A 24,305-nucleotide genomic window follows, 5' to 3' on the forward strand; every position below is an offset into this window, starting at 1 on the left:
AACGCCATGACGATCGCCGAGGCCGTCAAAGAGATGACCGTCCGGCTCGAGGCCGCGAACGTCGAGTCGTCCGCTCTCGACGCGGAGGTGCTTCTGGCGCACGCGCTTGGCGTCGGGCGCTACCGTCTCCTGGTCGACGCAGCGGCACCCGTCAATTCCGCCAAATTCAATTCATGCCGCCGCATGGTCGCGCGCCGCTGCGCGGGTGAGCCCGTCGCCTACATCACCGGACGAAAAGAGTTTTATTCGCTTGAATTTCTGGTAACGCCCGACGTACTGATCCCGCGTCCGGAGACCGAGCTCCTTGTGGACATGGCGCTCTACTATGCCGGGCCGGGCGCAAGTCTTCTCGACCTGGGGACCGGTTCCGGTGCGATCGCCGTGGCGGTCCGCAAAAACAGGGAAGACATAAAGGTGGACGCCTCGGACATATCCGCCGCGGCCCTGCGAATCGCTAAATACAACTGCAGGCGAATTATGGGGGCCATGCCTATTGTGTTTCGGGTCGGCGATCTTTTTTCCCCGTTCGAAGGGAGGCGGTTCGACATCATCGCCTCCAATCCCCCCTACGTTGACCCTGCGCTTAAGCCCGTGCTTAAGCGCGAAATCGGATTCGAACCAGAACATGCGCTTTTCGCCGACGATCACGGGCGCGCCGTTTTACGGAGAATCATCAGTTCGGCCGAATCATACCTCCGCCCCGGCGGCATCGTGCTGCTCGAGATAGGGCACGATATGCGCGACTTTTTACTCGAAGCGGGGGCGCGGGCGGGTTATGCCGTTTCCGTGCTCAACGATCTGGCCGGGCGACCCAGGGTTGCGCTTCTTAAAAGATAAAAATAACGAACGACCTCCAAAAAAAGAATTGAAAAATCCGAATGAAAATGTATATTCACTCCCGTTTTGTGTAAAAAAACGGACTTGATGTGCGGTTGCGATTCCAGTGCCCGTATCCGCCGCGCAGGCGCGAAAGGGCCGGCTGATGGTTTAGTATTTTGCGTCGTCACTGACATCTCCCTCATCGGGCGTGGAATTAAAATATTAAACGGGACAGACGGCATTAATCGACGCGCGTCGGGTGTCTGCAGGATTTTTCCATAACGCGGGGTTCGTATCGTTAATGATAAATGTGAAAGATGAGTACCTGCACGAAGGGAAAAAGATCGCCGGCTGGGCGGAGTCGTACACCATAAACTTCGCCGACAGGAAGAACAGGCTGTTCGGTTTCGCCGATATCAATTATTTTCCCGCGTCGCACGAGGCCGAATTCTCCTGGTCGGTTTTTTACAACGATGTACTTCATACCTACTCCAACTTGGTGGACTTCCGGCCCGCGGAGGCCACCCGTGTCCTGACCGACCGGCGCTTCACCTACAGGATGGTAAGGCCGCCGGAGAAATTCGAATTTAAGCTCAAAGGCGACTCGATAGCGATCGACCTCGCGGTGACGGGAGCATACCCGGCATACGTCTTCCCCGCCGCGATGGCCGAGGAATCCAGGTCGGCCGGCCGAGAGCGTGAGATCCAGTTGTGGGACCAGTACGAGCAGCGCTGCAAAATTACGGGCACGATCTCGATTCTCCGGGGTGAAAAGAAAGGGCAGTCAAAGCGCTTTGAATGCCCCGGCATGCGCAAGCATTTGTGGGGCGAGCGCTTCTCGGACCGACTGCAGTGTTACAGCTGGGTGACGGTCCAGTTCAGGGACATGAGCAAGAACCTCACCTACTTCGAGGTGGGTTCCGTCCCATATTCGCAGGGCTTTATTTCGCGCAGGAGCGGAAATATCCCCATAATGAACGTGGAGCTCGAGCTCCTCGCCTTCAGCCGCGAGAAAAAAACCCTGCTGTCCGGTGAGTTCTCGTATCGGGATGCCCAGGACGACCGCGACCTGATCGTTTCCCGGCGCCTCCATTCGGTCGATATGCCGCTTCCCCGCAGCAAGCGGAGCAGGTACGTGCGTTTTCGTGCATTCTCCGAGTTCACCGTAATCGGGACCGGCAAAAAGGGGATCGGGATGGAAGAGCATCTCATCTCGCTGGAACGGCTAAAGACCCTGGATTGATGAGCGCATATGTCACTTATTTCGTCACGACTCCGGAATATCGCCGTTTTCATCTACGTACTGCTTTTTCTGCTCGCGCTTAACCTCTATTTCAACATGAATTATTCCTGGGAGGGGATAACCCTCATCGTACGGATATACATCTACATCTTTTCCTTCTATCTGGTGTTCACCTTTTCCTCAATCAATATCGACCTGTTCGAAACCATGTACAGGGAGCGTTTCGGCCCGCCCGGCGAGCAAATACTCTTCCTGGAGGCGCGTGTTGTTCCCCTGCTCGTTATATATCTCATTATAATTGTTTTCACCCTTATCGCGGGAGTTAACCGCCCCGAGTGGCCATGGGCGCCCGTTATCGAGGTGCTCAACGGGCGCTATTCCAACCTCGTGGTCTATTCGCTTTTTCTCCTTTTCGTCCTCAAGCTGCGCCGGGACCCTTTTACGACGATACCGCTGTTTCTCGGCATGTGCGTGCTCTACTTCTATCTCGATATGGCGGTCGACTCCTTCGCGACGGGCGGCGCGATCGTTCATATATTGATGATCGGCAAGTTCATTATTTTCTTTTTTTTCCTGTTCGTGGAGTTCTTCACGCGGCGCAATCCGCTGAAGCTTCTCGCCACGGCCGTGCTCATCAGCGTGGTCGCCTACCTTCTTTCCCTGGCGTCCTACCGGCTCATTTTTGCCACATCGCAGGATCTCTCGTATCAGAAGCGGGAGTCGGGCCTGCAGCTACTCAGGCTGGGATTCACGTCCCCGCTTCCCGATCTCAAGAAGCAGGTCATGCAGAATCCCGATCAGGAGTTTTTTCGGACGCTCCTCCTCTTCGCCAGGGAATACCGGGTCGACATGGATTTCAGCAAGGAAGAATGGGAGAGCCTGCTCTTTTCGGGGTCCGCCGGGATGGCCGATCTTATCTCCGAACATGTAATGAATAAAAACCTGCAGCTTTCATACGAACGGCTGCTCGCTTTCGCACTCGAAAAATCCGGCCGGAGCGAATCGGGGCTGCAAAACGCCACGAGTTTTACCAGGTTGGCCGCGCGCTATATTCCCGGAAACGAAAACGATTTTAAATTGAAAATACTGAACTCCGGCAAAGAGTTCGCGCGATGGGGGCTTTCCGCGCTCGGTGAGATCGCCGACGTGGAAAACGTTCCTTTCCTCGTGGAATACCTCGCCAGCACCGATTCCGCACTCGCCGAGACCGCGTATACATCCCTCTATAAAATTACGCGCCTGGACCCGCGGAGCAGCCTCAACAGGCGGATAAATGATCCCGAGGTGATGGCCGCGTTCAGGGATTACCACAGGCAAAATCGCAAAGCGCGCTGACCGGACACCGGGTGCACAGCGGCCCACGGGCCTTGCAGGTCACGCGCCCGTGGGTAATAAACAGCAGGTGTCCGCCGATCCAGTCTTCGGGCGGTATCACCGCCGTCAGGCACGATTCCGCGACGTCCGGGCTGTCAGTCCGCGCATAGCCGATCCGGTTGGATACCCGCAGTATGTGCGTGTCTACCGCGAAGGCCGGAACTCCAAATCCCATGGCGAGGATCACGTTGGCCGACTTGCGGCCGACACCGGGAAGCTCCATGAGGGCTTCGCGACCGGACGGGATGACCCCGTTGTGCAGATTCACCACGCGCCGGGCAAGTTCGCGGATGTTCTTCGCCTTGGTCCGGAAAAATCCCACGCTTTTAATGATTTTTTCAAGCTCCGAGATTCGCGCCGCGGCGAGGCTCGCGAAACCGGGGTACCGCTCGAATAACCGCGGCGTTACCGAGTTCACCTGTTTGTCGGTCGTCTGCGCCGAAAGCACGACGGCTATGGCGAGCTGATAGGGGCTTCCGTACTCGAGCGCCGGTTCCGGTCGACCGTAGTGCGCGGCAAGGGCGGCCACAATCCGCCCGGAACGCTCCGGAGTCATCGTTTCGGGACAGACGGGGTTTCCCGGGAGCCGTGTTCGCTCGCCCTTCATTGTCCGCTCGTTTCGCGCCGGCGCGTCATATCAGGGCTCCACGGAAGGTCACTGCACGGCCGCGGCAACGCGCTCGTGCTGGGCCGGGAAGGTCATGATGAACCGTGTTCCGAGCCCGGGGGTCGATTCGACGCTGATTGCCGCGTTGTGTTCGCGCAGTATCCTGCTGCTTATCGAAAGGCCGATACCCGTACCGCTTGCCCTGCGTTTGGTCGTAAAAAACGGCGACCAGATTTTTTTAATAATGTCCTCGGGGATGCCCGTACCGTTGTCTTCTATGAACAGACGGACATCGTCTCCGGCCTGCTCGGTGGCGAGGGTGATCCTTCCGGTGAATCCCTCGCCGGCGGTCTTCTGCCTGTCCACTATCGCGTCCCGCGCGTTAAGGAGGAGGTTGATTACCAGCTGCTCGATGCTGATCCTGTCGCCGTGGACTTTGTTGATGTTCTCGTTGAGCACCAGGATAAGGTCCACATGGTATTTCTTGAATTGCAGATTCACCAGGTCTATGGCGTCGAGCACGACGCGGTTGAGGTCGGTCATCTGCATATTCATTCCGCTGCGCCGCGAAAAATTCCTGATGTGGTCGATGATCGACGCCGATTTGTCCACGAGCGTGCAAATCTTCATGAGCGCGGACGCCGCCTCCAGGCCGTCGAATTCGTCGTAGTTTATATCGTCCAGCATGTTTTGCGCGATCGCCTTTATGCCGGTCAGGGGCTGGCTGAGCTCATGGGCGATACCGGTGGTGACCTCGGCCAGGCTTGCGTGCCGCGACATCTGCAATAGCTCGTCATCCCTCTCCTGCATCAGGGCCTTGAGCTGCTCGACCTTCTGTCTGAGGCGGGTGTTATTGTGGATGAGCCGCCGGCTAAGTTCGCGCGATTCCCTGAAGTGCACCGCTATCCGGATAATCCTGGCGTGATAGCTGTACAGAAAGAGAAGCGAGGTCATGGCCTGGACCAGCCCCACTCCCGCGGCGAAATAGTAGGGCGAGAGCGTGTATGCCGAGAGGGCGGAGGCGATCATGGCCGCGACAAGCGTAGCCTGCAGCACGAGGTAAATTTTTGCGGAGGCGAAGGTGCTGTTAAAGAAAAAGTACATGACCCAGGCGAAGAATACAATCAGCAGAAGCGGGGCAAGAACAAATGCATGATCGGAAAAGATGACGAAAAGCGCCATGAAGAGCGGAGAAAGCGCGGCAATCGTGCGAATCGGTGCGCGCGTCCTGGTTTTAACGTAATTCTGAATCATCAGGGTGTAGGTAAGAGGAAAAAGAGAAACGCCGGCAAACGACGCGAAAACCAGGGCGGCGGGCGGATCGACGCCTTCGAGGAGCAGGCAGCCCGGCAGAAGTACGGCGAGCGCCGAGAGGGAGGCGGCCAGAAATTCCATCGTAGTCCTGCGCCTCACAAAAAAAAGCATCGCGATGAATTCGAAAAGAATCGCGAAGAAGAGGAAACTGACGATGATTTTGACCGGGCTCATGACAGGGCGTTTGTCCGGCAACTTGTTATTTGACATTTGCCTTAACGGGTTTCAATATGTCAATAGCTTTTACCCCGGGGACGAGTATCCGGCGGATAACGCATGAATGACCTGGACGACAGAAAACGACGCTACCTGCTGCTCTTCGGACTTGCCGGGCCGTACGGCCCGGACGAACTCCAGGCGGCATATCGCACGCTGGCCAAGCTCAACCATCCCGACGTGGCGACTGACGCGGGCGCGGGCATGCGCATGGTGATCATCAACGAAGGGTACCGCTTTTTACGGGAGCTCCTGGACGGTGCGCAGGATCCCTTTCCGGCGGAAACCCCGGCGGACCCCTGCTACGACCGGTATCGGGTGGCGTTCAAGACCATGTCCTCGGCCTTCGATGACTACTTCGGCGAAGGAGGGCGAAAGGGGCTTGTCGGCGATCTGGAGGCGCTGCGCAGGCGGCTCTGCGAGGCCAAGGCGCAGTTCGCCGTGCTCGTCGACGACATGAAGTATAATCCCTATGTAGACGACGCGATCGACCGGATTGCGAGTATAAATAAATGGCTTGAGTGACAGAAAGTAGTTGAAAAAAATTGTCGCGCCGCCCCATGGTAGCATCAGATTATGACGCGATTATGCGCCTGTAGCTCAGTGGATAGAGCAATGGCCTCCGGAGCCATGTGTCGCACGTTCAACTCGTGTCAGGCGCACAGCAAGAGGGACGCGGCATGCCGCGTCCCTACCTGTTTCCCGGCCCCGCGCGCTCCAGATCCCGTTTCCTCTCGCGGACCCTGGCCAGGTGGCCGTTAATAATCCTGGCGTAATCCAGCTCGCCGCGTACGATCGAATAGCGCTCCGATTCGATGAATCCCAGGTCCGTTGTAAGCCTGTATTCGCTCGCCCGTCCGGCGTAACGGTGCGCCTCTTCCCAGTACGGCAACGCCTGGAGGTAGAACTGTTCGGCGATATCCAGGCTTTCGGCGATTTCCTTCGCGAAATCGAGGTTATAGAAATATATCTTTCGCTTGTCATAGCGCGCGGCGATCTTCATGTGGTCGCGCATTATAAGCATGTTGATGTGCATGAACATGAGGTTGCGGTACTTTGAATATTCGTCCTCGCTCTCTATTTTTATCAGCGCCTCGGATGGGTGGCGAAATTTACTCTCCAGGGCCGCCTTCATCCGCTCGATATTTTTTCGCAGGGAGTTCTCGTTGTAATACTGCTTCATGCCGTAGAGCAGGTAGTAGTCTTCGAGGTGATGCGGGACTGTTTTAAAATGGAGCCGCGATTTGGGAATATAGTCGGAGAAGGGCACGTACCGGTCCTTTTCCTCCTTAAAGTACTGGTACTGATAATCCTCAGGGCGCGCGCGGTCCGTCACCAGAAGCAAAACGAGCGAAAGGGCGGCATAAAGCGCTATTTTTCTCGTGATGTGTATCGTGTGCATGACGCCTGTAACCGGAGAACGGCCCCTTCTGTCCGGCCGGGGCGGATTCCCTTCATAATATCGACACATCAGGGCTGGAAATAAAGGACCGTTCAGGCCATGTGCTCGATGACGATCCTCACGCCGATAGCGATGAGGATGATACCACCGAAGCGCAGCACGCGCCTTCCCAGGAACTCGCCCGCCTTTTTCCCCAGCGCGATCCCCGTAACCGAAAAGAGCGCGCAGACCATGCCGATGATGATACTGGGAAGCATGATCGGCTTGCCCAGCACGCCGATGCTGAGGCCGACCGCCAGCGCGTCGATGCTGGTGGCGATTGAGAGGAGCACCAGGGTCCATCCGCGCGAGGGGTCGGCGGATGGAGCGCCCGTATTCTCCGGGGCGTATGAATCCCGTATCATCTTTATTCCTATGAAAGCCAGAACCGCCATCGCGATCCAGTGATCGAAATCGCGGATCAGGCCTTCGATGGAGACGCCCGCGAGGTAACCGATTACAGGCATGAGAAACTGGAATAGCCCGAAATGAAATGCCAGCCTGAAATAATGCCGGGGCGTCGGATGCTCTATCATCATGCCGGCCGCGATCGAAACCGAAAAGGCGTCCATGGCGAGGGCAACGGCTATGCCAGTGATGCTTATCAGATCCATACTCGACTCCGGTAATGCCCGTGCGCGCTCAGGCGTCTTCTTCGGTGAAGAAAAGCTCGATGTAGCGCTTGAGCGACAGCGCGTATTCGAGTTTGATGGTGGTCTCAACCACCCAGGTGGACTGGGAATAGCGCTCGAGCGCCTCCCTGAAATGATAGACGGCCTTCAGTACCATCGCCCCGCAGATATCGCGCTTGAGGAAGCCGCGGTTGTGCCGGTCGTAAAACAGTTCGCGGTGCGCGAGGTGGAGCGCATCGTCGCCCTTCTTGTAGATTCTGAACGCCTCGACATCGACGAGATTGGCGTACGAGTCGGGAATATTGAGGCATTCCGACGCCCGGTAGAAATTGAAAACCATTTCGGAGAAAACGGCGAAATGGTCGAGCAGTTCGCGGTCGGCCGTGAGCACGAAGAGTTTTCGTATGGCGTGGTAATTCCTGCGCAGAATGCCCGTCACTTCCTTGAAAATGCCGCGGTTTATAGGGTTCTCCCTGCGGATCAGATTGTACAGGTTGTACTGAAAATAGCGATAGAACGCGTCCTTGACCGCCTCGCGGTGTCGCACGAACTGCCTTACAAGCAGGTCGTCTTTAAGCTCTTCGCGGGGGTCCGGGCCGACGGGCCGGGGGCGGGCGGCCCGTGCCGTTTGACGCCGGTCTTCCGGCGGCGCGGCGTCGGGCTCGTCCTGGCGGGCGTTACGGAAACGATGTCCCTTCAGACTTGTGTACGCGTCGTTGAGCGAGGCCATCGCCTGCGTGGCCCATTCCACCCTGTGCGGATTTCTGTCCGGGTGAAACTTGAGAGCCAGACGTTTGTACGATTTCGTGAGGTCTTCGTCGCTCGCCGTTTCAGGAATTTCAAGCAGCCTGTAGCACGCCTGTATGTCCATCTCTCGCCCTGGTGTGGCCCGATAAATTCACACGGACTGTCGGCCCCCGGCCGGCGCGGTAAAACGAAGGCCGCAGGGCGCACGTCGATTTCCGGAGGCTATTAAATTGCGCGCGGACCTACAAGAGATTTTTACGTCAGCGCACTATTTTTTCGATAAGGTCGAACGTGTAGTCCCGTTTGATATGCCGGCGCCGCAGGCAGTAGTTGTTGCGGGTTATGACATTGGAGCCGTAGTCCGTCGAAAAGACGCGCTCGTACCCGGCATGCCTGCACATCTGGATGAGCGGGAGGTTGTAGCGCCCGTAAGGGAAGGCGAAATACCGTATCTTCTTTCCCAGGTAGAGTTCGATAATCCTTTTCGATAGATAGATTTCATCGAAGATCTTTTTCCTCGATTCCGGGGTGTTCTTGGCGTAAAGACTGACCAGGTCGGTATGGCTGATGGTGTGGCTCTCAATGGAAACGCCGCCGCCGTCCATCTCGCGAAGCCGCCGCCAGGTAATGCTTTTCTCCGCGCGCGTATAAACGTTGTCGGTGTAAATGAAAAGCGTGACAGGATAATTAAATTCGCGGCATAGCGGCAGTAACTTTGTGTACATGGACAGGAAACCGTCATCGAAGCTTATGGCAACGGTTCTGCCGCCGAGGGACTCGGACGTTCCCAGTCTGTCGACGAAATCAGAAAGACTTATTACCCGAATGCCCGCTCCTTTTATCAGGGAGAAATGACTTCTCAGGATCTCCAGATCGAGGGAAAAGGGGCCCCTGCCGTCGATGTTATGGTACAATAGAATGGGGACCGAGTTGAGACGGTCTGTTTCCTCTTCCGGCATGAGCTCCCATCCGGTGTCGCCCTGTGCGGGCGGTTTGAACGCCGCGCCGCGCCAGAAAAGAAGCAGATAGACGGCCGCCCCGGTTATCAGGAAAATTGCGGCAATCACGGGGATGTTGTTTTTGTAAACCTGTCTCACTGGTGTCCCGGGGCGATGACGTTTGCACGTTCCTGTATTACTATCGTACGAAGTCGATGAAATCAACCCTAAATTACGTTTCGTTTTCAATAAAGAATTCTTGACAGGGGCCGATCGGTAACGTACGCCAATATAAAGGAAAGAGATCGGGGAGATTTTATTAAAATGGTTAAATTCACAAAGATGCAAGGGATCGGAAACGATTATATATTCATCGACGCAAGAAGTACCGCGGTGCGTCACCCCGAAAAGCTCGCCGCGACCATGAGCGACCGGCATTTCGGCGTGGGATCGGACGGGCTCATCCTCATCCTTAAATCGGATTCGGCCGATTTTCGGATGAGGATGTTCAACGCGGACGGCAGCGAGGCGGAAATGTGCGGCAACGGTATACGCTGTTTTGCGAAATATGTTTATGATCACGGATTGACAAAAAACAAGCGGATATCGGTCGAAACGCTCGCCGGCGCCAAGCAACTGGATATGCAGGTGAAAAACAAAAAGGTCGAAACGGTCCGTGTCGACATGGGCGAGCCGATCCTTCAGCGCGAGCGCATCCCGATGGCCGGGAACCCCGGTATGGTCATCGGCGAGGCTCTTTCGCTCGAGGACGGTGTGCGGTTCGAGATAACCGCGGTGTCGATGGGGAACCCCCATGCCGTGATATACGTCGAAGACATTAAAAATTTCCCCGTCGAGAAATACGGGAAGATGATCGAAAACCACGATCTCTTCCCCAACCGCACCAATGTGGAGTTTGTTCAGATTCTCAACGAGGGAGAAGTAATCCAGCGGACATGGGAGCGCGGTTCGGGAGAAACGCTTGCCTGCGGCACGGGGGCCTCGGCGGTGACGGTCGCCGGGGTGCTGACGCGGCGTACGGCGCGGTCGATACTCGTTCACCTTAATGGAGGAGACCTGCAAACCGAATGGAGGGAGGACGATAACCACGTTTTCCTGACCGGGCCCGCGGTTGAAGTTTTTCGGGGAACCTGGCCCGAGTAGCCTAATTTGGGGACCCGGCAACCTCCCACAGCCGTTTGAGGGGCACGCCCTTTTCGAGCAGTACAACCCGTTTAATGGACGGAATGTTCTCGACGATGCTTTTTTCAAGCGCCGTGCGGAAATTATCCTCTGAACCGGAAATTACGTGGGCGTTGTCCCTGAGCACCGCAAGTCCGGCGTCGATGTAACAGGTATCCCCCCTCACCCAGACCGTTCTGACAAAGGTGTCCACGGGCACCGCTCCGGAAGTGTTCTCGTAAATCGACCCTTTCGCCACCATCCTGAAAAGAAGTTCAGCAAAACGGTCCTTTTCCTCGGGCGATTCGATTCTTCGCGTCTCTTTCAGAAGGCTCTTGCCGTCATTCGCCGGAATATAAATCGAGCGCCGCTCCCGTAAATCGAGTTTCGGCAGCGCGGGAAAGATATCGAACACGTTTTTGTCGGCGTGATAACAGAACATCATGTAATCGAAGATGAGCAATAGCGAAATGGAGAGTACCAGGAAGCGGTTCTTCCTCAACGGATCACCGTCCAGGGTGCGCCTGTACTCCATTGCCCGGTCCATCGAGACGGCGGCGAAGGCCCTGGTTTTCGATACGCCCGTTTTTATACGATTTAATAGTTTATTCATGCCGTAAAGCCCAGACGCGTTCAATGGTGGGGGCAGGGTAGATGCCCGGCCCCGGCAATGCCACTAATTTTTTATCATCTGGTTGTATTTTTTTATGAAGGATATGAGGCCCCGGCCGATTCCCCTCGCCACCTTATCCTGATGCGCGGCCTTCGTCAACTTTTGCGCCTCGCGCGAATTTGTGATATAACCGATCTCCGCCAGCGCGGCCGGCATGAGCGCGCCGCGAAGAACGAAAAAATCGGCCTTCCGCACCCCTCGCGACTTGAATTCGCTTATCGAGTGGTCCATCCCCGACTGAATGCACTCGGCGAGCAGGGCGCTCTCGCGCTGTATCTGGGCGGTGAGCATGAACGCCTCCATGTGCTCGATGTCGTCATAGCTTTTTCGATGCGACTTATCTTCCAGCACCACCACATTGTTTTCGAGCGCGGCGGTGGCGCGTGCCTCGTCGTTGGTTGGGTTTTGAGACAGGTAATAGGTCTCAAAACCGGATATGCGCGGCGAAATGGAGGCATTGACATGGATGCTGATAAACACGCCGTTCTCATTTTCACGGAGGTGGCCGTTGGCGATTTTGGTGCGCGTGACCAGTTCGATGAATATGTCCGAGCGTCGTGTGAGCATTATACGGACACCCTTCAGGTTTGACTTCAGATAGCTCTCGAGCCGGCCGGCGACGCTCAAAGTTATTGTCTTTTCTTGCAGGCCTCCCCGCCCGATGGCCCCGGGGTCTATGCCTCCATGGCCGGCGTCTATGATGATGAAGCCGATCCTGTCCCGGACCGGAGGAACCTCGGCCTTTTCCCCGGGAACGTTTTTTTGTGTTTGAGGCGTTTCGCGCGGAATCGGTTCCGCCGCTGAAAAGATGATAAGCCGGTCCTTCCGCGATACGGTCCAGTGAGGGTAGAAGCCGTGCAGGAGGTCTTCGGCGAAGGCTGCGGGGAAAAGAACGTCGCCCGACTTTCGCAGCACCGGGCGGGGATATTTCTTCAGGGCCCCGTTGAAAAGTGCCGCCGAAAGGCCCACCTGGTAGACCGCCGTGCTGGTCCCCCGGTAGAACCTGCCGCGCTGGGTGATGATATCGAACGAGCTGTCGAGACCGTACACGCGGCTCAGGTTCGACAGTGCGACATAGTCGGCCCCATCGATATCGACTACGGATATCGACCCCGTATCCGCTGCGGCGTGGGAAAAGATAAACAGGAAAAACAGCGCAAGCGCGAGCCTGGTTTTACCGTTCTTTTCCAAAATAGATCCTTGAGTAAATCTTCCAGTAGACGAACGAAGAGATGAAAAGGAACACGAGCACTGCGGCGAGCGAAATCTCCTGCAGGGTGAGTCCGCATACGGTGAGTGCGGGCTCGAGAATGAAGACGAGCCCCGAGAGGCACATGAATCCCACCAGGATCTTCCCGTAGATATTGGGGCGCACCTGGATGTCCCTGCGCGAGAAGAGGAGAGTGCCGCCGATGACCGCGTAGATGTCGCGCGCAAGTATGACGGCGAGCATCCACAGGGGAAAGCCCTTGTATACGCACAGGGCGATGCCGAGCGTAAGCGCGGCGATCTTGTCGGCGAGCGGATCGATAAACTGGCCGAGGCGCGACACCTGGTTGAGTGTTCGGGCGAGGAAGCCGTCGAAGAAGTCCGTGGCCGCAAGGAAGACGAGCAGCACGATGCCGTAGTAGCGGTATTCCGGTATGCCGTTGACTTTTTCGAGATGGAAGGCGACGGCGATAAAGGGGACGAGTAAAATCCGCGTCAGCGAGAGGAAATTGGAGATCGTAAAAATTCTGCCGTAAAAAAGCTCTCGTATCTTCATCGTTCCTTTATTCGGTCTTTGCGGCGGCGCAGGGAAACAGCCTCTGTCGATGACGAAGCCGCCGTTTCCGCCGCGCCCGGTGTCATGGATCCAATGGGCGATGTGCAACTATCTATACGGCAAAGGCATTCAGTCAAGAGAATTTCCCGGCCCGAATAATTATGCTTGACGAATACCGGCCGCCTATTTCTGATACTCCAGTATCTCGCTGCCGCGCGGCTTCTCGCGACGACCCCGGCTGTTTACGCGGCATGCACTCATTGATTTTGCAGGACAACGATGCAGAACCAACCTCAATCAGACAGCGACAGGGAAAAGGGCCGTTTCGATTTTACCTATTTCAGGCCGGTGGGCAGGATCGCGCTCATATTTTTTGTGGGGCTTTCCTTTTATTTATTTGCGTCCACGGTTACGCTGCTTCTCCTCACCAAGCCGGACCGCGAGGTGAAAGTACCGGACGTTGTCGGCAAGCAGTTTGTCGATGTGTGCAACGGGCTGGTTCGAAAGGGATTGAAGCCGGAGGTCAGGTTTTACGATGTCTACGACATCACAAGCGGCATCGTCCTGACCCAGTACCCCGAAGGGGGCGAGATCGTTTACGAGGGCGGAGCGCTTAAACTCCTGGTCAGCAGGAGCGTGCTCTATGTGGACGTGCCCAATCTCACCGGCATAGAGCTTCCGTTCGCGGTCAACAAACTCAAGAGCCTTCACAGCCATAACCGCTCGGTGTCGCTGGCCACCGGAGCGATAACATACATACCCTCCGATAAGACAGCCGAGAATATCGTCCTGGACCAGAGCCCGAAGGCGGGCGACAGGGTTACGCCCGATCGCCGCGTGAACATTCTCGTGTCCGCCGGCAAAATCGAGGGGGACATGCTGATGCCCGGCGTTGCCGGGCAGTCCATTGACCTCTGTCTCGATCTGCTTCTTTCAAAGGGTCTGTCGGTCGAGAAAGAGGTTGTCGATACAGGCCTGCCCGAGCGCAGCGGTCTGGTCGAATCCCAGAAACCGGAGAAGGGCGCCGCGGTCAAGCGCGGCGACGCGGTCAAACTCAGGGTGTCGTACTACAAGCCGGTGGAGCAGATGTACCGCGCTTACGAGCGCGTGCAATACGAAGTCTCGAAGGGCGACGATCCGGGCCTGTACGAGGCCTACGTCGAGGACGACAGCCCGCGGCGCATTGCGTACTCGCGAATGATGCAGCCCGGGCAAAAAATGGATTTCGTGTTCCACCGAAACGGGAACGCGCGCGTCGCGATCGTATACAATAAAAAGAACATTAAAACCCTGCGGTTCAATGCCGAAGAGTTCTGACAACGGCATTCTCCTCTCGCCTTCCATAATCGCATCGGACCTCTCCACGATGGGGCGGGATGTTTCGGCCTTCGATCCTTCGGCCTTCGATCTTCTGCACCTCGACGTGATGGACGGGAATTTTGTTCCCAACCTTACCTTCGGCCCCGGTTATATTAAAAGCCTCAAGGCGCACACCGCCATACCGCTCGATGTTCACCTGATGATCGAAAGCCCGGAGCTTTCGATTGAAAGCTATCTCGGGCTTGCGCCCTGGTGTGTGACGATCCACTACGAGTCGACGAAATTTCCATCACGGCTGTTGCAGCTCATCCGCCGATCGGGCGTGCGCGCCGGCCTTTCGATCAATCCGGCCACCCCGATCGAAGCGATCTTTGACCTCTGCTCCGAGTGCGACCTGGTTCTTATCATGTCTGTGGATCCGGGTTTTTACGGTCAACCATTTATGCCGGCCGCCCTCGACCGGATCAGGCGCCTGCGCGAATTCCTCGACGGGCGCCCCGGTGGAGTCTCCACGCTCATCCAGGTGGACGGCGGCATATCAATGAACAACATCGCCCCGGTTGCGGCCGCGGGCGCGGGCATAATCGTGGCCGGGAACGCCGTATTCGGCGCTGGCGATCCGAACCGAGCGGCGCTGGAGCTAAAAAGGGCGGCACAAAACAATAATTTGTAGGACCGCGAGCGCCGGGAAAATCTTTCTCCGGGGGTCGGGACGTACCATCGATACAATTGCTTCAGCGCGTGATACCGCTCTTTTGGACCCGTTGAATGCGGGCGAAGAGCGGCCTTGCCTGTAAAGTGGCGGATTATTCCCGGTACGGTGTCAATTATTCATGCCGTGCGGGCGGTCCGGTCATTTTGTATTGACAAAAATCGGGCGGGGGAAATAATCATCCCCTAATCTTCTGAGGAGGTAGCGGCGTGTCGGTAAAGATTCGGTTGCAGAGAGTTGGGACCAAGAAAAAGCCCTTTTACCGGGTGGTTGTGGTTGATGAGCGCAAGCGCAGGGATGGCGTGGCGATAGAAAATCTCGGGCAGTACCAGCCCATATCCGCCGGGAATCAGTTCGCGGTCGACGAGACTCGGATTATCGACTGGCTCAGGAAAGGCGCCCAGCCGACCGCGACTATTGCGAGGCTCTTGAAGAAAACCGGAGTGTGGCGGAAATTCAAGAGCGTGGAGTAAACCCTGGAGGCCGGAATGAACTATAAGGACCTGGTGGAATACATGGTGAAGTCCCTGGTGGACCACCCCGACGAGGTACAGATCCGGGAAGTAGAAGGGGAGAAATCCACCATCCTTGAGCTCAAGGTCACCAAAGAGGATATCGGAAAGGTCATCGGAAAACACGGCCGCATTGCGAGGGCCATACGGACAATCATCAACGCTTCGGCCACCAAATCAGGGAAGAGGGTAGTGCTGGAAATACTTGATTGAGCGATTCCCATATCAGAATAGCGAAGATCGCGGGCGCTCACGGGCTTAAGGGGCGTCTTAAAGTTGTTCTTATATCCGACATCGCCGAGCGTTTTTCCCCGGGAAACCAGGTATATATTCAAAAGGAATCGCTTTACGCGGCGTACATCATAAGGGAATTCCAGTCTGTTGGCGGCAAAACGGCGCTGCTTTTCCTGGAGGGCATTGAAGACAGGGACGCGGCGCTCGCCATGCGGGGATCGGAGGTGTTCATCACCCGCGAAGAGGCGGAACGAACGAGGAATTTGCTGGACGGCGATTCCTTCTATTATTATGATATTATCGGGTGCGAGGTGTACAGAGACGGGCGGCCTTTCGGCCGGGTGACGAACATCATCCCCGGCGGCGCGGGAGAGCTGCTCGTTATTCTTGATTCCGACGGTCTCGAGCATCTTGTTCCGTTTGTCAGCGCGATGGTCGATACGAAGGAAATCAAATCGGGAAGAATTGATATCGATCCCGCAAAGGGGCTTCTTGATTGAAGCGATGGCGGGAGGCCTCGAAACAATATGAGGATGATGGCCGGTCGTCATTGGCAGCGGTAAAAATCATAACCCTTTTCCCGGAGTTTTTCAACAGCCCTCTTTCGACGGGGCTTCTGGGCAGGGCGATACAGGCGGGGCTTTTACGTGTGAACGTGGTAGACCTGCGTGATTTCGCCGAAAACCGTTATCGCCAGTGCGATGATTACCCCTACGGTGGAGGAAGCGGGATGGTGTTGATGCCGGGTCCGCTCTTCCGGGCCATCTCTTCCGTCAGGGAAGAGGGCACCAGGGTGCTTCTCACCAGCGCCTCGGGGACGCTGCTCACGCAGGAACTGGTAAAGCGGCTCGCCGGCGAAAGGGATCTCTGCATCGTCTGCGGGCACTACGAGGGGGTCGACCAGAGAGTGGTCGAACGGTTCGTGGATTACGAGCTCTCGGTCGGCGATTATGTGCTATCGGGCGGAGAGTTCGCGGCCCTTGCGATCGTGGGCGCGGTCGCGCGTTACGTACCGGGCTTCATGTCGAACAGCGAGTCGCTCGTGGAGGAAAGCTTCGAAGGTGGTCTGCTTGAGTATCCGCAGTACACGCGGCCGGTGGAGATTGATGGACTCGCGGCACCGGAGGTGCTGTTGAGCGGTGACCACGCCAGGATCAGGCGCTGGCGTCATGAACAGCGTATTGAGAAAACCAGAAGGGTGCGCCCCGATCTGTATCAACGATATTGTGAAAGCAAGGATAAAGGAGAAGAGCGATGAATATACTGGAAACCATCCAAAAGGAAATCATGCCGCCTGAGCGTCCCCTGAATTTTGAGGTCGGGGACACCGTCAAAGTACATTACAAGATCGTGGAAGGCAACCGCGAGCGTATACAGGTGTTCGAAGGGGTCGTAATCGCCATTAATAACAAGGGCGTCGGCAAGAGCTTTACCGTGCGCCGCATCTCCTACGACGTCGGCGTCGAGAGGGTCTTTCCGCTCTATTCGGCCCGTATCGCCAAAATCGAATCCATCCGCAAGGGCAAGACCCGGCGCGCCAAGCTGTATTTCCTGCGTGAGCGGACCGGGAAATCGGCCAAACTCAAGGAAAAGCGCGTCGCCCGCGGCAAGGCCAGAGCGCCCTTCGTGGAAGTGCCGGCCACTACCGAGGTGGCGCCTGAAGCCCGGGAACCCGAAAACGACTGATCCGTCCAGCGGGTCATTCCCGACTCTCGGAATGCCGTCTTTCGGCATCGAGCGGGAATTGTTCGAGCAGGGTTATCGGCGCATAGCCGGTGTCGATGAGGTCGGCCGGGGCGCTCTTGCGGGGCCCCTCTGTGTGGGTCTGGTGATGTACTCTCCAGAGGTGCTCGCGGGCCCGCCGGCCGCACTCCTTTCGTCCGTCAACGACTCCAAGAAACTGACGCATCCTGCCCGCCTGCGCGCCTGTGGACACATCAGCCGAAGCGCCATGTGCGTCCGCACCGCGATGGCCTCCCATAGGACAATCGACCGGCTTAACGTTAACGGCGCCACCGAGTACCTCCTGAGTAAAATCATAACCGAACTGGCCGAGCCGCCGGACGTTGTCATCATGGACGGCCGTTTCTCCTTTTCTCCCGGCGTGCGCTTTGTCGCGGTAAAGGGGGGGGATTCGCGTTCCATCAGCATCGCCTCCGCGTCGATCGCGGCCAAAATACACAGGGATGGCATACTCGAAAAATTTGATTTGCTATTTCCCGGCTACGGTTTTAAAAAAAATAAAGGCTATGGGACGCTCGAGCACAGGGAATCCATCGGGCGTATCGGTCCATCGCCGGTGCACCGCCGAAGTTTCGCTCCTCTGCGCGACATGGCGTGCCGGGAGGATCTTTTCGCATGCCATGAAGATCGATAACGCCGCCACCATTACCGTAACGGGGAAGGGGAGCCTGGTGGAGGCTTTCCGGGGCCTTAGAAAGGGCGGAGAAATCGGCGCCAGGATAGTTGATCGTATCGACACTCATCGGGCGGTCATCGAAGTGGCGGGCCGGCGCATTACCGCCGGCTTTGTGCAGGGGCTTCCTCCGGGTAATCTTCTGACGCTGGTGCTTGAAAAGAGGAGTGGGACGACGCTGGTGTTCAGGCTCGCGACGGCCGATCCGCAGGCCGCCGGCCGGGAACGCCTGCTTGGCTATACCGCTTTTGGCCGGGCCGATAATGCAGGAATTCCCTTCGCGCGCGCATCGTCGGACGGGATTTCGGGCGTATATGCGTATAACAGCCTGCTTTTCAGGCTGGCCGGTGGAGTCGAGAAAAAGGGAACGTTGGTGAACGTGTTGAACGCGCTTGCCGCCAGGGGCATAAAAAAAGAGCAATTGCTGTTTTTTTCTTTCCTTTTTTCTGATTTTGAAGGTATTAATCTAAACTGCCTTGTTTCTGTCCTGGCAATTTCTGACAGGGAGGGGCGGCGGCGGCACAACCAATCTTTGAAAAGCTTTGCCGAATACACGCGTTCCGGGGAGGGGTTGGACGGCATTCTCAACACGCTGGATGAGCTCGCCGGGGAGGATTCCGGCGGGGGTGAGTTGTTGCGGCAACTGCTCCTGGCCCTTCGCGATGGGGGGGAGGCGGCGGATATTCGGGCCAAAAACGGCGTATTTTACTATTTCGACGACGGTTTTAAAGAGGCCCATTACATAGGTAGCACGGACGCCATTGTGGCCCTGGTGGATTTTTCGAAGATAGGACGCGTGGAGGTGCTTGCGAAAGACCGTGACGGCCGAATAAACATCGACGTTTACTGCGAAAATGAGGCCCTTCGCGCCGAATTGGGCGCCGAAGCGGAGCGCCTCACCGGCACGATAGGTGAAGCACTCGGTCGTGGCTGTTCGCTTTCCGTCAGCGTAAGCGCCCAGGCCGTTTTAAACATTCGTTCGCTCGGAGCGCTCCTTTCCCAGGGTGGCGAGTTCGATGCGCGGGCGTAAAGGGGCCGAAAAACTGAGTATCGCCCTTGCATACTCTCCGGCGGACGAGGCCCCGCGCGTTCTGGCGAGCGCGAGGGGATACCTGGCCGAGCGGCTGGAGAGAATGGCGCGGGATCACGGCGTCGAAGTATACGCCGACGCGGATCTCGCCGGTACGCTTTCGGCTTTGGACACGGGCAGCCTCGTGCCGCCTGATCTCTACAGGGCTGTTGCGGAAGTGCTGGCGTATTGTTACAGGATTAATGAGCGCTTGAAAGAGAAACTTGCGGAATAAGGGAATTAGGGAATGGCGGGAACCATGAAGAAAATCCCGGTTGAGGAACTCAAGCCGGGCATGCGGTTTGACAAACCGGTCTATATCGACAGCAATAACATGCTCGTAGGCGCGAACGTCACCATCAAGGAGGGCGATATCAAACGGCTGATGAAGTGGGGCATCAGCGAGATTGAAACGCTCGGCAACATCTCCTCAAGCGAAGACGACATGCGTTTTGCCCAGAAAATTGACGCGTCGATTTCCGCCGACGCCAAAAAAATAGTCGACCAGTACAGCCTTCTGCTGCTCAAACGGAAGGAATTTATGGATGTCCATCGCGAGGCCTGCCGGGTGGTGGGTGACGTCTACACCGCGATCAAGAACGACGAAATGTTTACCACCGATTCCATCGAGGGCGCGGCAAGGAACATTTTAAGGCTCATGGAAGATGACAATAATATCGTCCTGTTCCTCTATGGGCTGGAGGAGGGCAAAAACTACCTGGTGGCGCACTCGGTCAACGTCACCTTCTACGCACTTCTCGTCGGTACGGCGCTCAAGTACACTCAGGAAAAGATTCGGGAGCTCGCCCTGGGCACGCTCCTTATCGACGCGGGCATGGTGAAGATGCCGGCCTATATCGCGTACAAGCAGTCGAACCTCAGCGACCACGAGTTCAACCTCATCAAGACGCACCCGCTGCATGGATACCGGCTCATCAAACAGCTCGGCAAAGTTCGTGAAAAGAGCGCGCTTGTGTGCCTGCAGCATCACGAGTACTTCGACGGCAAGGGATATCCCCGCGGCCTCAAGGGAAACCAGATTGACGAATACGCGCGGATAGCCGCAATCGCCGATTCGTACGAGGCGCAGATCTCGAGCCGGAGCTACAGGGAGAAACAGTCGTTTTATCACGCCATGAAAAACCTCCTTTCGAGCGGGGTTAACAGGTTCGACCCGGTGATACTCCGTGTCTTCCTTTCCAAAATGTCGGTTTACCCGATCGGCTCGCTGGTTGAGCTCAGTGACGGCGGCGTGGGTCTGGTAATCGGCTCGGTGCCGAGGAAGCCGTTGCGCCCCATCATCAAGCTGATATTCGACAGTGAGAAAAACAGGCTTTCCGATCTCATCATCATCAATCTGCTCGATGAAACGGCGCTTTTCGTAAACCGCGTGCTCGACGAAAAGGAAGCCGGCGTAAGTCTCCTCGACGTTCTTTGATCCGGCTGGTGGAAGACCGAAACTTACGACAGATAGGGTCCGGAGGCGAAGACCTTGCGGCCTCTTTCCTCGAAGCACGCGGTTTTGATATCCTCGAGCGCAATTATCGCTTCGGTAAAGCGGGCGAAGTCGACCTCATCGCCCGAAGAGGCGACCTGGTGGTCTTCGTGGAGGTTAAAAGCCGAAACACCTCAGTCTACGGAGGGCCTCTCTACGCCATAAACGAGCGGAAAAAACGTACGCTCAGGCTCGTCGCCTCGCACTATCTTGCCGCACGATCCGCCCTGGACGCCAGAACCATCACTTTCAGATTCGACATGATCGCCGTTTGCGGGGGCGCAATCGAATGGATCGAGGATATTCTGCGCTGATCACCCCCCTCCCGCACTAAAAAACGCTCATGATTTACCTTCCGCGTTCCGATACGTATAGATGAGGTCCAGAGACCAGCTCATGGAGGAGCGGGCGACCTTAACGCAAGGAGTGCACCATATGAAGACTCTCATGAACAAGGATGATCGTGAGAAAAAGCCGGGATCCCTCCGCGGCGATCCAAAAAAGATAGAAGAATATCGAAAACGTATTTCCGATGAGACGTATCTGGAACACGCCATAAACAGGATAGCGACCGATCTGTCTCATTATCTCACGAAATGATTAAAGTCCGTATCTGCGCGAAGAAACCGGGGACGGCGCGTTGTCATGATTGAAAAGACCGATTCCTACATGAACCTGCAGCAGAACAAGAAGCTTAAGTACCTCTTTCTGGCTTTGTTCTCGCTGCTGCTCTTTTCCATGGCATACATCTTCCAGTATTATTTCTGGCCGCTTCTTTTTGCACTGGTCATTTACATCGTCCTGTCGCCGATGCACGATTTCATTGGCAGGTTTGTAAAGAGGAAGTCGCTGTCGGCGTCGATCATGATGCTGCTTCTCATCCTCGGCTTTCTCGTGCCGCTTTTTTTCCTGCTCCTGAGTCTGGCCGATCAGAGCTACGATTTGTACCAGTTCGTCGAGAAAAAATTCAAGCCAGCGATGATGGATGAGTTCTTTTACCGCAGCAATTTTATCGTGGAGCTTGCGAACAGCCTGCGGATTTCCCGCGGAGATCTGATCAAGAAAACGACTGAGGTGATGCAGGGTGCGGCGTTTTCGTTGTTCCGGAACCTCACGGACCTTCTAACCTTTTCGATCAAGTTTTCGATCAACTTATTCTTCATGCTGCTCATTCTCTTCTTCCTTTTCATAGAGGGCGGCAAGTTCAAGGAGACGATCTACCGGGCGAGTCCTTTTCCCAAGGACATCGAGAACGATATAGCCAACCGGCTCAAGGAAGTCATAAAGGTCCTCATCGCCGGAAATTTATTGATCATGCTGCTTCAGGGGGGCATGGTGGGGCTGGGCTTCTTTATCGCCGGACTCGACGGGCCGCTTCTTTGGGGAAGCGTTGCCGCCGTTTTCTCGCTCGTCCCGGTAATCGGGACGTCGATTACATGGATACCGGCGGCGTTTTATCTGTTTGCGGTCGACCGCGTCGGCTGGGCGATCTTTTTGCTCGCCTGGGCAATTTTCTGGAACCTTCTTCTTGAAGACCTTTTAAAGCCGAAGGTCTTCGGCGAGCGGCTGAATTTTCATCCCCTTATTTTCTTCTTGCTGCTCCTGGGCAGCCTTCAGGCTTTCGGCCTGTCGGGGGTCATTGTGGGGCCCATACTCCTGACGCTTTTCTACTCGTTCCTGGAGATTTACCGGGTGCTCGATGAGTACGATACAAGGCAGGCGGCCCGGGACCGTGACGGTCAGGCTGCGGACGTTTCGAGTAAAGGCCCTAGTGCCGGTCGCCGGGATCGAGGGAGCCGTCGTAAATAGTGAAGCGGTTTTTTCCATTCCCCTTGCTGCAATAGAGCGCGCGGTCCGCCTTCTTGATAAGGTCTATTCTGTCCATGGCATGGTCGGGGAACGAGGCGATTCCGATCGAAAGGGTGATGTTCTGTGCGACCGGGGGGTAGTTGTTGGATGAGACGGCGTCCAGTATGCGCTCGGCGACGCGCGTGGATTTTTCTACACCGGTCTCCGGAAGGATGATTCCGAATTCCTCGCCCCCGTAACGGGAGACGGTATCATGACTGCGGCAGGCCTTTATGATGTTCGATGATATCTTCTTGAGGACCATATCCCCCGTCTGGTGCCCGTAATTGTCGTTGACCGCCTTGAAGCCGTCTATGTCCGCCATCATAATCGTAAGGCTTTCCTTCTTGCGCTGGGAATACAGCATCCCTCGCTCGAGACTGTCCTGGAAATACTTGTGATTGAACATGCCGGTGAGCGCGTCGGTGAGGGACATGCGGAAGTAGATGTCCCGCTCGCGGGCGGCCTTGATGAGCTCTTTGCGCTCGAGCGTTTTTTGTATGATTATGTCAAGATGCTCGAAGTTGATAGGTTTACTGATGTAATCGATGGCGCCCGCCCTCATGAACGACACCGCCGACTCGATGGAACCGAAGCCGGTAATCACGATGATGTCGATGTCGGCGTTGATGGATTTGATCTTCTCGAGCACCGCCATCCCGTCCATGCCCGGCAGGTGAATGTCCGTTATGACGATGTCGTACTCGCGGCTTCCGATCAGGAGGATGCCATCCTCTCCGCTGTCGGCCGTATCGACGGTGTGGCCGGAACGGTCCAGGAATTTCTTTACGACCCTGGTTACGCCGCTGTCGTCGTCGATAAGGATGATGCGTCCCTTGCCGCTACCTTCCGGCCTGAACATTGGCTTGTTCCTTTTTCATTATGAACAGGTAATTAAAACCCCGAAGGAAGAAGTTGCCTTCCTCGGCCGCCCCGTGATAATTCCCCATCTTGAGGGTCTTGTTGTGCCGCGTTACGGCGATTATATCGACCGGGGTGAAGCGTTGCGAGAGAATGCCAAACAGGTCGAAGCCGATGGGGATAAAGCCCTTTTTCCGGTGATAGTAGTCACAGACGTAGAGGGCCATGTAGCGGTCGCTTTTCAGTACGCGGTCGATCTCGCCGATCACGCCGCCCATCGCGGTTAAGTAACCCGGGTCGGCCGCGTTGATCCTGCCTATGCAGTCCTTCGCGTCGGAGTATTCAATGTTGTCGCCGTACGGCGGATCGACGAAGACGAAATCGGCCTTTTGGTTCTCAAGGGGGAGCTTCCTGGCGTCGGCCCGGTATACATCGCTTCTGACAGGGTGTATGTCGTAACCGAGGACGCGGCGGCCCGTGTCCCTGCACACGTCGATCGTCGTTCCGCTGCCGCACATGGGGTCCACCACGAGCTGCCCTTCTTTTGTATAGCGCGCGAGAACATTCCAGATGATGTAGGATGGGGTGGCGCCCGGGTAGTTCTGGTCACCCTGCTTTCCCCTGCCGTAATTCTGGGAGGGGTAATTCCAGAGTGTGGTTGTTTGAATGCGCAGCGAAGGTTTGTTCATCTCGTTTTCTGGCACGTTAAGGAGTCGTTTCAAGGGAGGAGGCATTTCCCAGTTCCTCCGGAGGAGCGTATCGCCCGTCACCATGATTTGTAAAGGAGTTTTTTTGATTTAATATAATCATTGACATATATGGTCGTGGGAATAAAGAAAACTGTTTCGAGTTTTCGCTCCTGCGGCTGTTTCCATGGAACAAGACCA

30 protein-coding genes and 1 tRNA gene are annotated in these 24,305 nt (G+C 56.2%); 20 read left to right on the top strand and 11 right to left on the bottom strand.

From position 1 onward, the window contains the following. Positions 1–6 precede the first annotated feature (6 nt). The 3 genes from prmC (at position 7) to VLM75_07835 (ending at position 3,397) form a co-directional block, all read left to right on the top strand. A complete protein-coding gene (gene prmC / locus VLM75_07825; protein ID HSV96828.1) occupies positions 7–837 on the top strand; it encodes a peptide chain release factor N(5)-glutamine methyltransferase in 831 nt (276 codons plus the stop codon). 283 nt (positions 838–1,120) lie between these two features. Further along, a complete protein-coding gene (locus VLM75_07830) occupies positions 1,121–2,062 on the top strand; it encodes a hypothetical protein (GenBank protein ID HSV96829.1) in 942 nt (313 codons plus the stop codon). Positions 2,063–2,071: 9 nt separating this feature from the next. After that, positions 2,072–3,397 (top strand): hypothetical protein, encoded by a 1,326-nt coding sequence (locus tag VLM75_07835; GenBank protein HSV96830.1) that lies wholly within the window; start codon positions 2,072–2,074, stop codon positions 3,395–3,397. On the opposite strand, the gene nth is transcribed toward VLM75_07835, so the two are convergent. Together nth and VLM75_07845 are read right to left on the bottom strand one after the other, a co-directional pair. Continuing rightward, positions 3,360–4,043, bottom strand: coding sequence for an endonuclease III (nth, locus tag VLM75_07840; GenBank protein HSV96831.1), 684 nt, complete (start codon positions 4,041–4,043; stop codon positions 3,360–3,362). The genes VLM75_07835 and nth overlap by 38 nt on opposite strands. A gap of 48 nt (positions 4,044–4,091) precedes the next feature. After that, entirely contained in the window at positions 4,092–5,531 is a 1,440-nt protein-coding gene (locus VLM75_07845) for an ATP-binding protein (GenBank protein ID HSV96832.1), read from the bottom strand. 102 nt (positions 5,532–5,633) lie between these two features. Between VLM75_07845 and VLM75_07850 the strand changes: the two genes are divergently transcribed. Both VLM75_07850 and VLM75_07855 read left to right on the top strand, forming a co-directional pair. After that, entirely contained in the window at positions 5,634–6,098 is a 465-nt protein-coding gene (locus VLM75_07850) for a hypothetical protein (GenBank protein ID HSV96833.1), read from the top strand. Positions 6,099–6,162: 64 nt separating this feature from the next. Then, positions 6,163–6,235 (top strand) — tRNA-Arg (locus VLM75_07855). Positions 6,236–6,264: 29 nt separating this feature from the next. Here VLM75_07855 and VLM75_07860 read toward each other — a convergent pair. From VLM75_07860 to VLM75_07875, 4 genes are all read right to left on the bottom strand, one after another. After that, entirely contained in the window at positions 6,265–6,975 is a 711-nt protein-coding gene (locus tag VLM75_07860; GenBank protein HSV96834.1) for a hypothetical protein, read from the bottom strand. Between the two features lie 92 nt (positions 6,976–7,067). Further along, on the bottom strand, positions 7,068–7,628 hold the full coding sequence (locus VLM75_07865) for a manganese efflux pump MntP family protein (protein HSV96835.1): 561 nt from the start codon (positions 7,626–7,628) through the stop codon (positions 7,068–7,070). A 28-nt stretch (positions 7,629–7,656) separates the two neighbouring features. Further along, positions 7,657–8,517 (bottom strand): J domain-containing protein, encoded by an 861-nt coding sequence (locus tag VLM75_07870; GenBank protein HSV96836.1) that lies wholly within the window; start codon positions 8,515–8,517, stop codon positions 7,657–7,659. A 136-nt stretch (positions 8,518–8,653) separates the two neighbouring features. After that, the gene (locus tag VLM75_07875; GenBank protein ID HSV96837.1) at positions 8,654–9,490 is read right to left on the bottom strand and encodes a polysaccharide deacetylase family protein; all 837 of its coding nucleotides are present in this window, start codon (positions 9,488–9,490) and stop codon (positions 8,654–8,656) included. A gap of 165 nt (positions 9,491–9,655) precedes the next feature. Between VLM75_07875 and dapF the strand changes: the two genes are divergently transcribed. Then, entirely contained in the window at positions 9,656–10,495 is an 840-nt protein-coding gene (gene dapF, locus VLM75_07880) for a diaminopimelate epimerase (GenBank protein ID HSV96838.1), read from the top strand. Between the two features lies 1 nt (position 10,496). On the opposite strand, the gene VLM75_07885 is transcribed toward dapF, so the two are convergent. The 3 genes from VLM75_07885 to VLM75_07895 form a co-directional block, all read right to left on the bottom strand. Beyond that, positions 10,497–11,126 (bottom strand): hypothetical protein, encoded by a 630-nt coding sequence (locus tag VLM75_07885; protein HSV96839.1) that lies wholly within the window; start codon positions 11,124–11,126, stop codon positions 10,497–10,499. A 63-nt stretch (positions 11,127–11,189) separates the two neighbouring features. Further along, a complete protein-coding gene (locus VLM75_07890) occupies positions 11,190–12,377 on the bottom strand; it encodes an N-acetylmuramoyl-L-alanine amidase (protein ID HSV96840.1) in 1,188 nt (395 codons plus the stop codon). Next, on the bottom strand, positions 12,361–12,951 hold the full coding sequence (locus tag VLM75_07895) for a CDP-alcohol phosphatidyltransferase family protein (protein HSV96841.1): 591 nt from the start codon (positions 12,949–12,951) through the stop codon (positions 12,361–12,363). Before VLM75_07895 ends, VLM75_07890 begins: the two co-directional genes overlap by 17 nt. A gap of 279 nt (positions 12,952–13,230) precedes the next feature. Between VLM75_07895 and VLM75_07900 the strand changes: the two genes are divergently transcribed. From VLM75_07900 to VLM75_07965, 14 genes are all read left to right on the top strand, one after another. Continuing rightward, a complete protein-coding gene (locus VLM75_07900; protein HSV96842.1) occupies positions 13,231–14,268 on the top strand; it encodes a PASTA domain-containing protein in 1,038 nt (345 codons plus the stop codon). Next, on the top strand, positions 14,252–14,944 hold the full coding sequence (gene rpe / locus VLM75_07905) for a ribulose-phosphate 3-epimerase (GenBank protein HSV96843.1): 693 nt from the start codon (positions 14,252–14,254) through the stop codon (positions 14,942–14,944). The genes VLM75_07900 and rpe overlap by 17 nt, the downstream gene beginning before the upstream one ends. Positions 14,945–15,192: 248 nt before the next feature. Continuing rightward, complete coding sequence (gene rpsP / locus VLM75_07910) at positions 15,193–15,456, top strand: 30S ribosomal protein S16 (GenBank protein ID HSV96844.1); 264 nt, start codon at positions 15,193–15,195, stop codon at positions 15,454–15,456. Positions 15,457–15,471: 15 nt separating this feature from the next. Beyond that, entirely contained in the window at positions 15,472–15,708 is a 237-nt protein-coding gene (locus tag VLM75_07915; GenBank protein HSV96845.1) for a KH domain-containing protein, read from the top strand. After that, entirely contained in the window at positions 15,705–16,229 is a 525-nt protein-coding gene (gene rimM / locus VLM75_07920) for a ribosome maturation factor RimM (GenBank protein ID HSV96846.1), read from the top strand. Before VLM75_07915 ends, rimM begins: the two co-directional genes overlap by 4 nt. A gap of 50 nt (positions 16,230–16,279) precedes the next feature. Further along, entirely contained in the window at positions 16,280–16,987 is a 708-nt protein-coding gene (gene trmD / locus VLM75_07925) for a tRNA (guanosine(37)-N1)-methyltransferase TrmD (GenBank protein HSV96847.1), read from the top strand. Positions 16,988–16,992: 5 nt separating this feature from the next. Further along, on the top strand, positions 16,993–17,415 hold the full coding sequence (gene rplS, locus VLM75_07930) for a 50S ribosomal protein L19 (protein HSV96848.1): 423 nt from the start codon (positions 16,993–16,995) through the stop codon (positions 17,413–17,415). A 31-nt stretch (positions 17,416–17,446) separates the two neighbouring features. Next, positions 17,447–18,106: a ribonuclease HII gene (locus VLM75_07935; GenBank protein ID HSV96849.1), complete on the top strand. Its 660-nt coding sequence runs from the start codon at positions 17,447–17,449 to the stop codon at positions 18,104–18,106. Beyond that, positions 18,093–19,175, top strand: coding sequence for a hypothetical protein (locus VLM75_07940; protein HSV96850.1), 1,083 nt, complete (start codon positions 18,093–18,095; stop codon positions 19,173–19,175). The genes VLM75_07935 and VLM75_07940 overlap by 14 nt, the downstream gene beginning before the upstream one ends. Beyond that, entirely contained in the window at positions 19,162–19,449 is a 288-nt protein-coding gene (locus VLM75_07945) for an EscU/YscU/HrcU family type III secretion system export apparatus switch protein (GenBank protein ID HSV96851.1), read from the top strand. Before VLM75_07940 ends, VLM75_07945 begins: the two co-directional genes overlap by 14 nt. 24 nt (positions 19,450–19,473) lie before the next feature. Further along, positions 19,474–20,652: an HD-GYP domain-containing protein gene (locus VLM75_07950; protein HSV96852.1), complete on the top strand. Its 1,179-nt coding sequence runs from the start codon at positions 19,474–19,476 to the stop codon at positions 20,650–20,652. Between the two features lie 8 nt (positions 20,653–20,660). Next, on the top strand, positions 20,661–21,023 hold the full coding sequence (locus VLM75_07955; GenBank protein HSV96853.1) for a YraN family protein: 363 nt from the start codon (positions 20,661–20,663) through the stop codon (positions 21,021–21,023). A gap of 121 nt (positions 21,024–21,144) precedes the next feature. Next, a complete protein-coding gene (locus VLM75_07960; protein HSV96854.1) occupies positions 21,145–21,309 on the top strand; it encodes a hypothetical protein in 165 nt (54 codons plus the stop codon). Positions 21,310–21,354: 45 nt separating this feature from the next. Then, complete coding sequence (locus VLM75_07965; protein ID HSV96855.1) at positions 21,355–22,518, top strand: AI-2E family transporter; 1,164 nt, start codon at positions 21,355–21,357, stop codon at positions 22,516–22,518. Here VLM75_07965 and VLM75_07970 read toward each other — a convergent pair. Continuing rightward, a complete protein-coding gene (locus VLM75_07970) occupies positions 22,478–23,419 on the bottom strand; it encodes a diguanylate cyclase (protein HSV96856.1) in 942 nt (313 codons plus the stop codon). The genes VLM75_07965 and VLM75_07970 overlap by 41 nt on opposite strands. After that, positions 23,400–24,107 carry a DNA methyltransferase gene (locus VLM75_07975; protein HSV96857.1) on the bottom strand — a complete coding sequence of 236 codons (708 nt, stop codon included), beginning with the start codon at positions 24,105–24,107 and terminating at the stop codon, positions 23,400–23,402. Before VLM75_07975 ends, VLM75_07970 begins: the two co-directional genes overlap by 20 nt. Positions 24,108–24,305 lie beyond the last annotated feature (198 nt).

The sequence above is a fragment of the Spirochaetota bacterium genome (genome assembly GCA_035477215.1).
Classification (GTDB): Bacteria; Spirochaetota; UBA4802; order UBA4802; family UBA5368; genus MVZN01.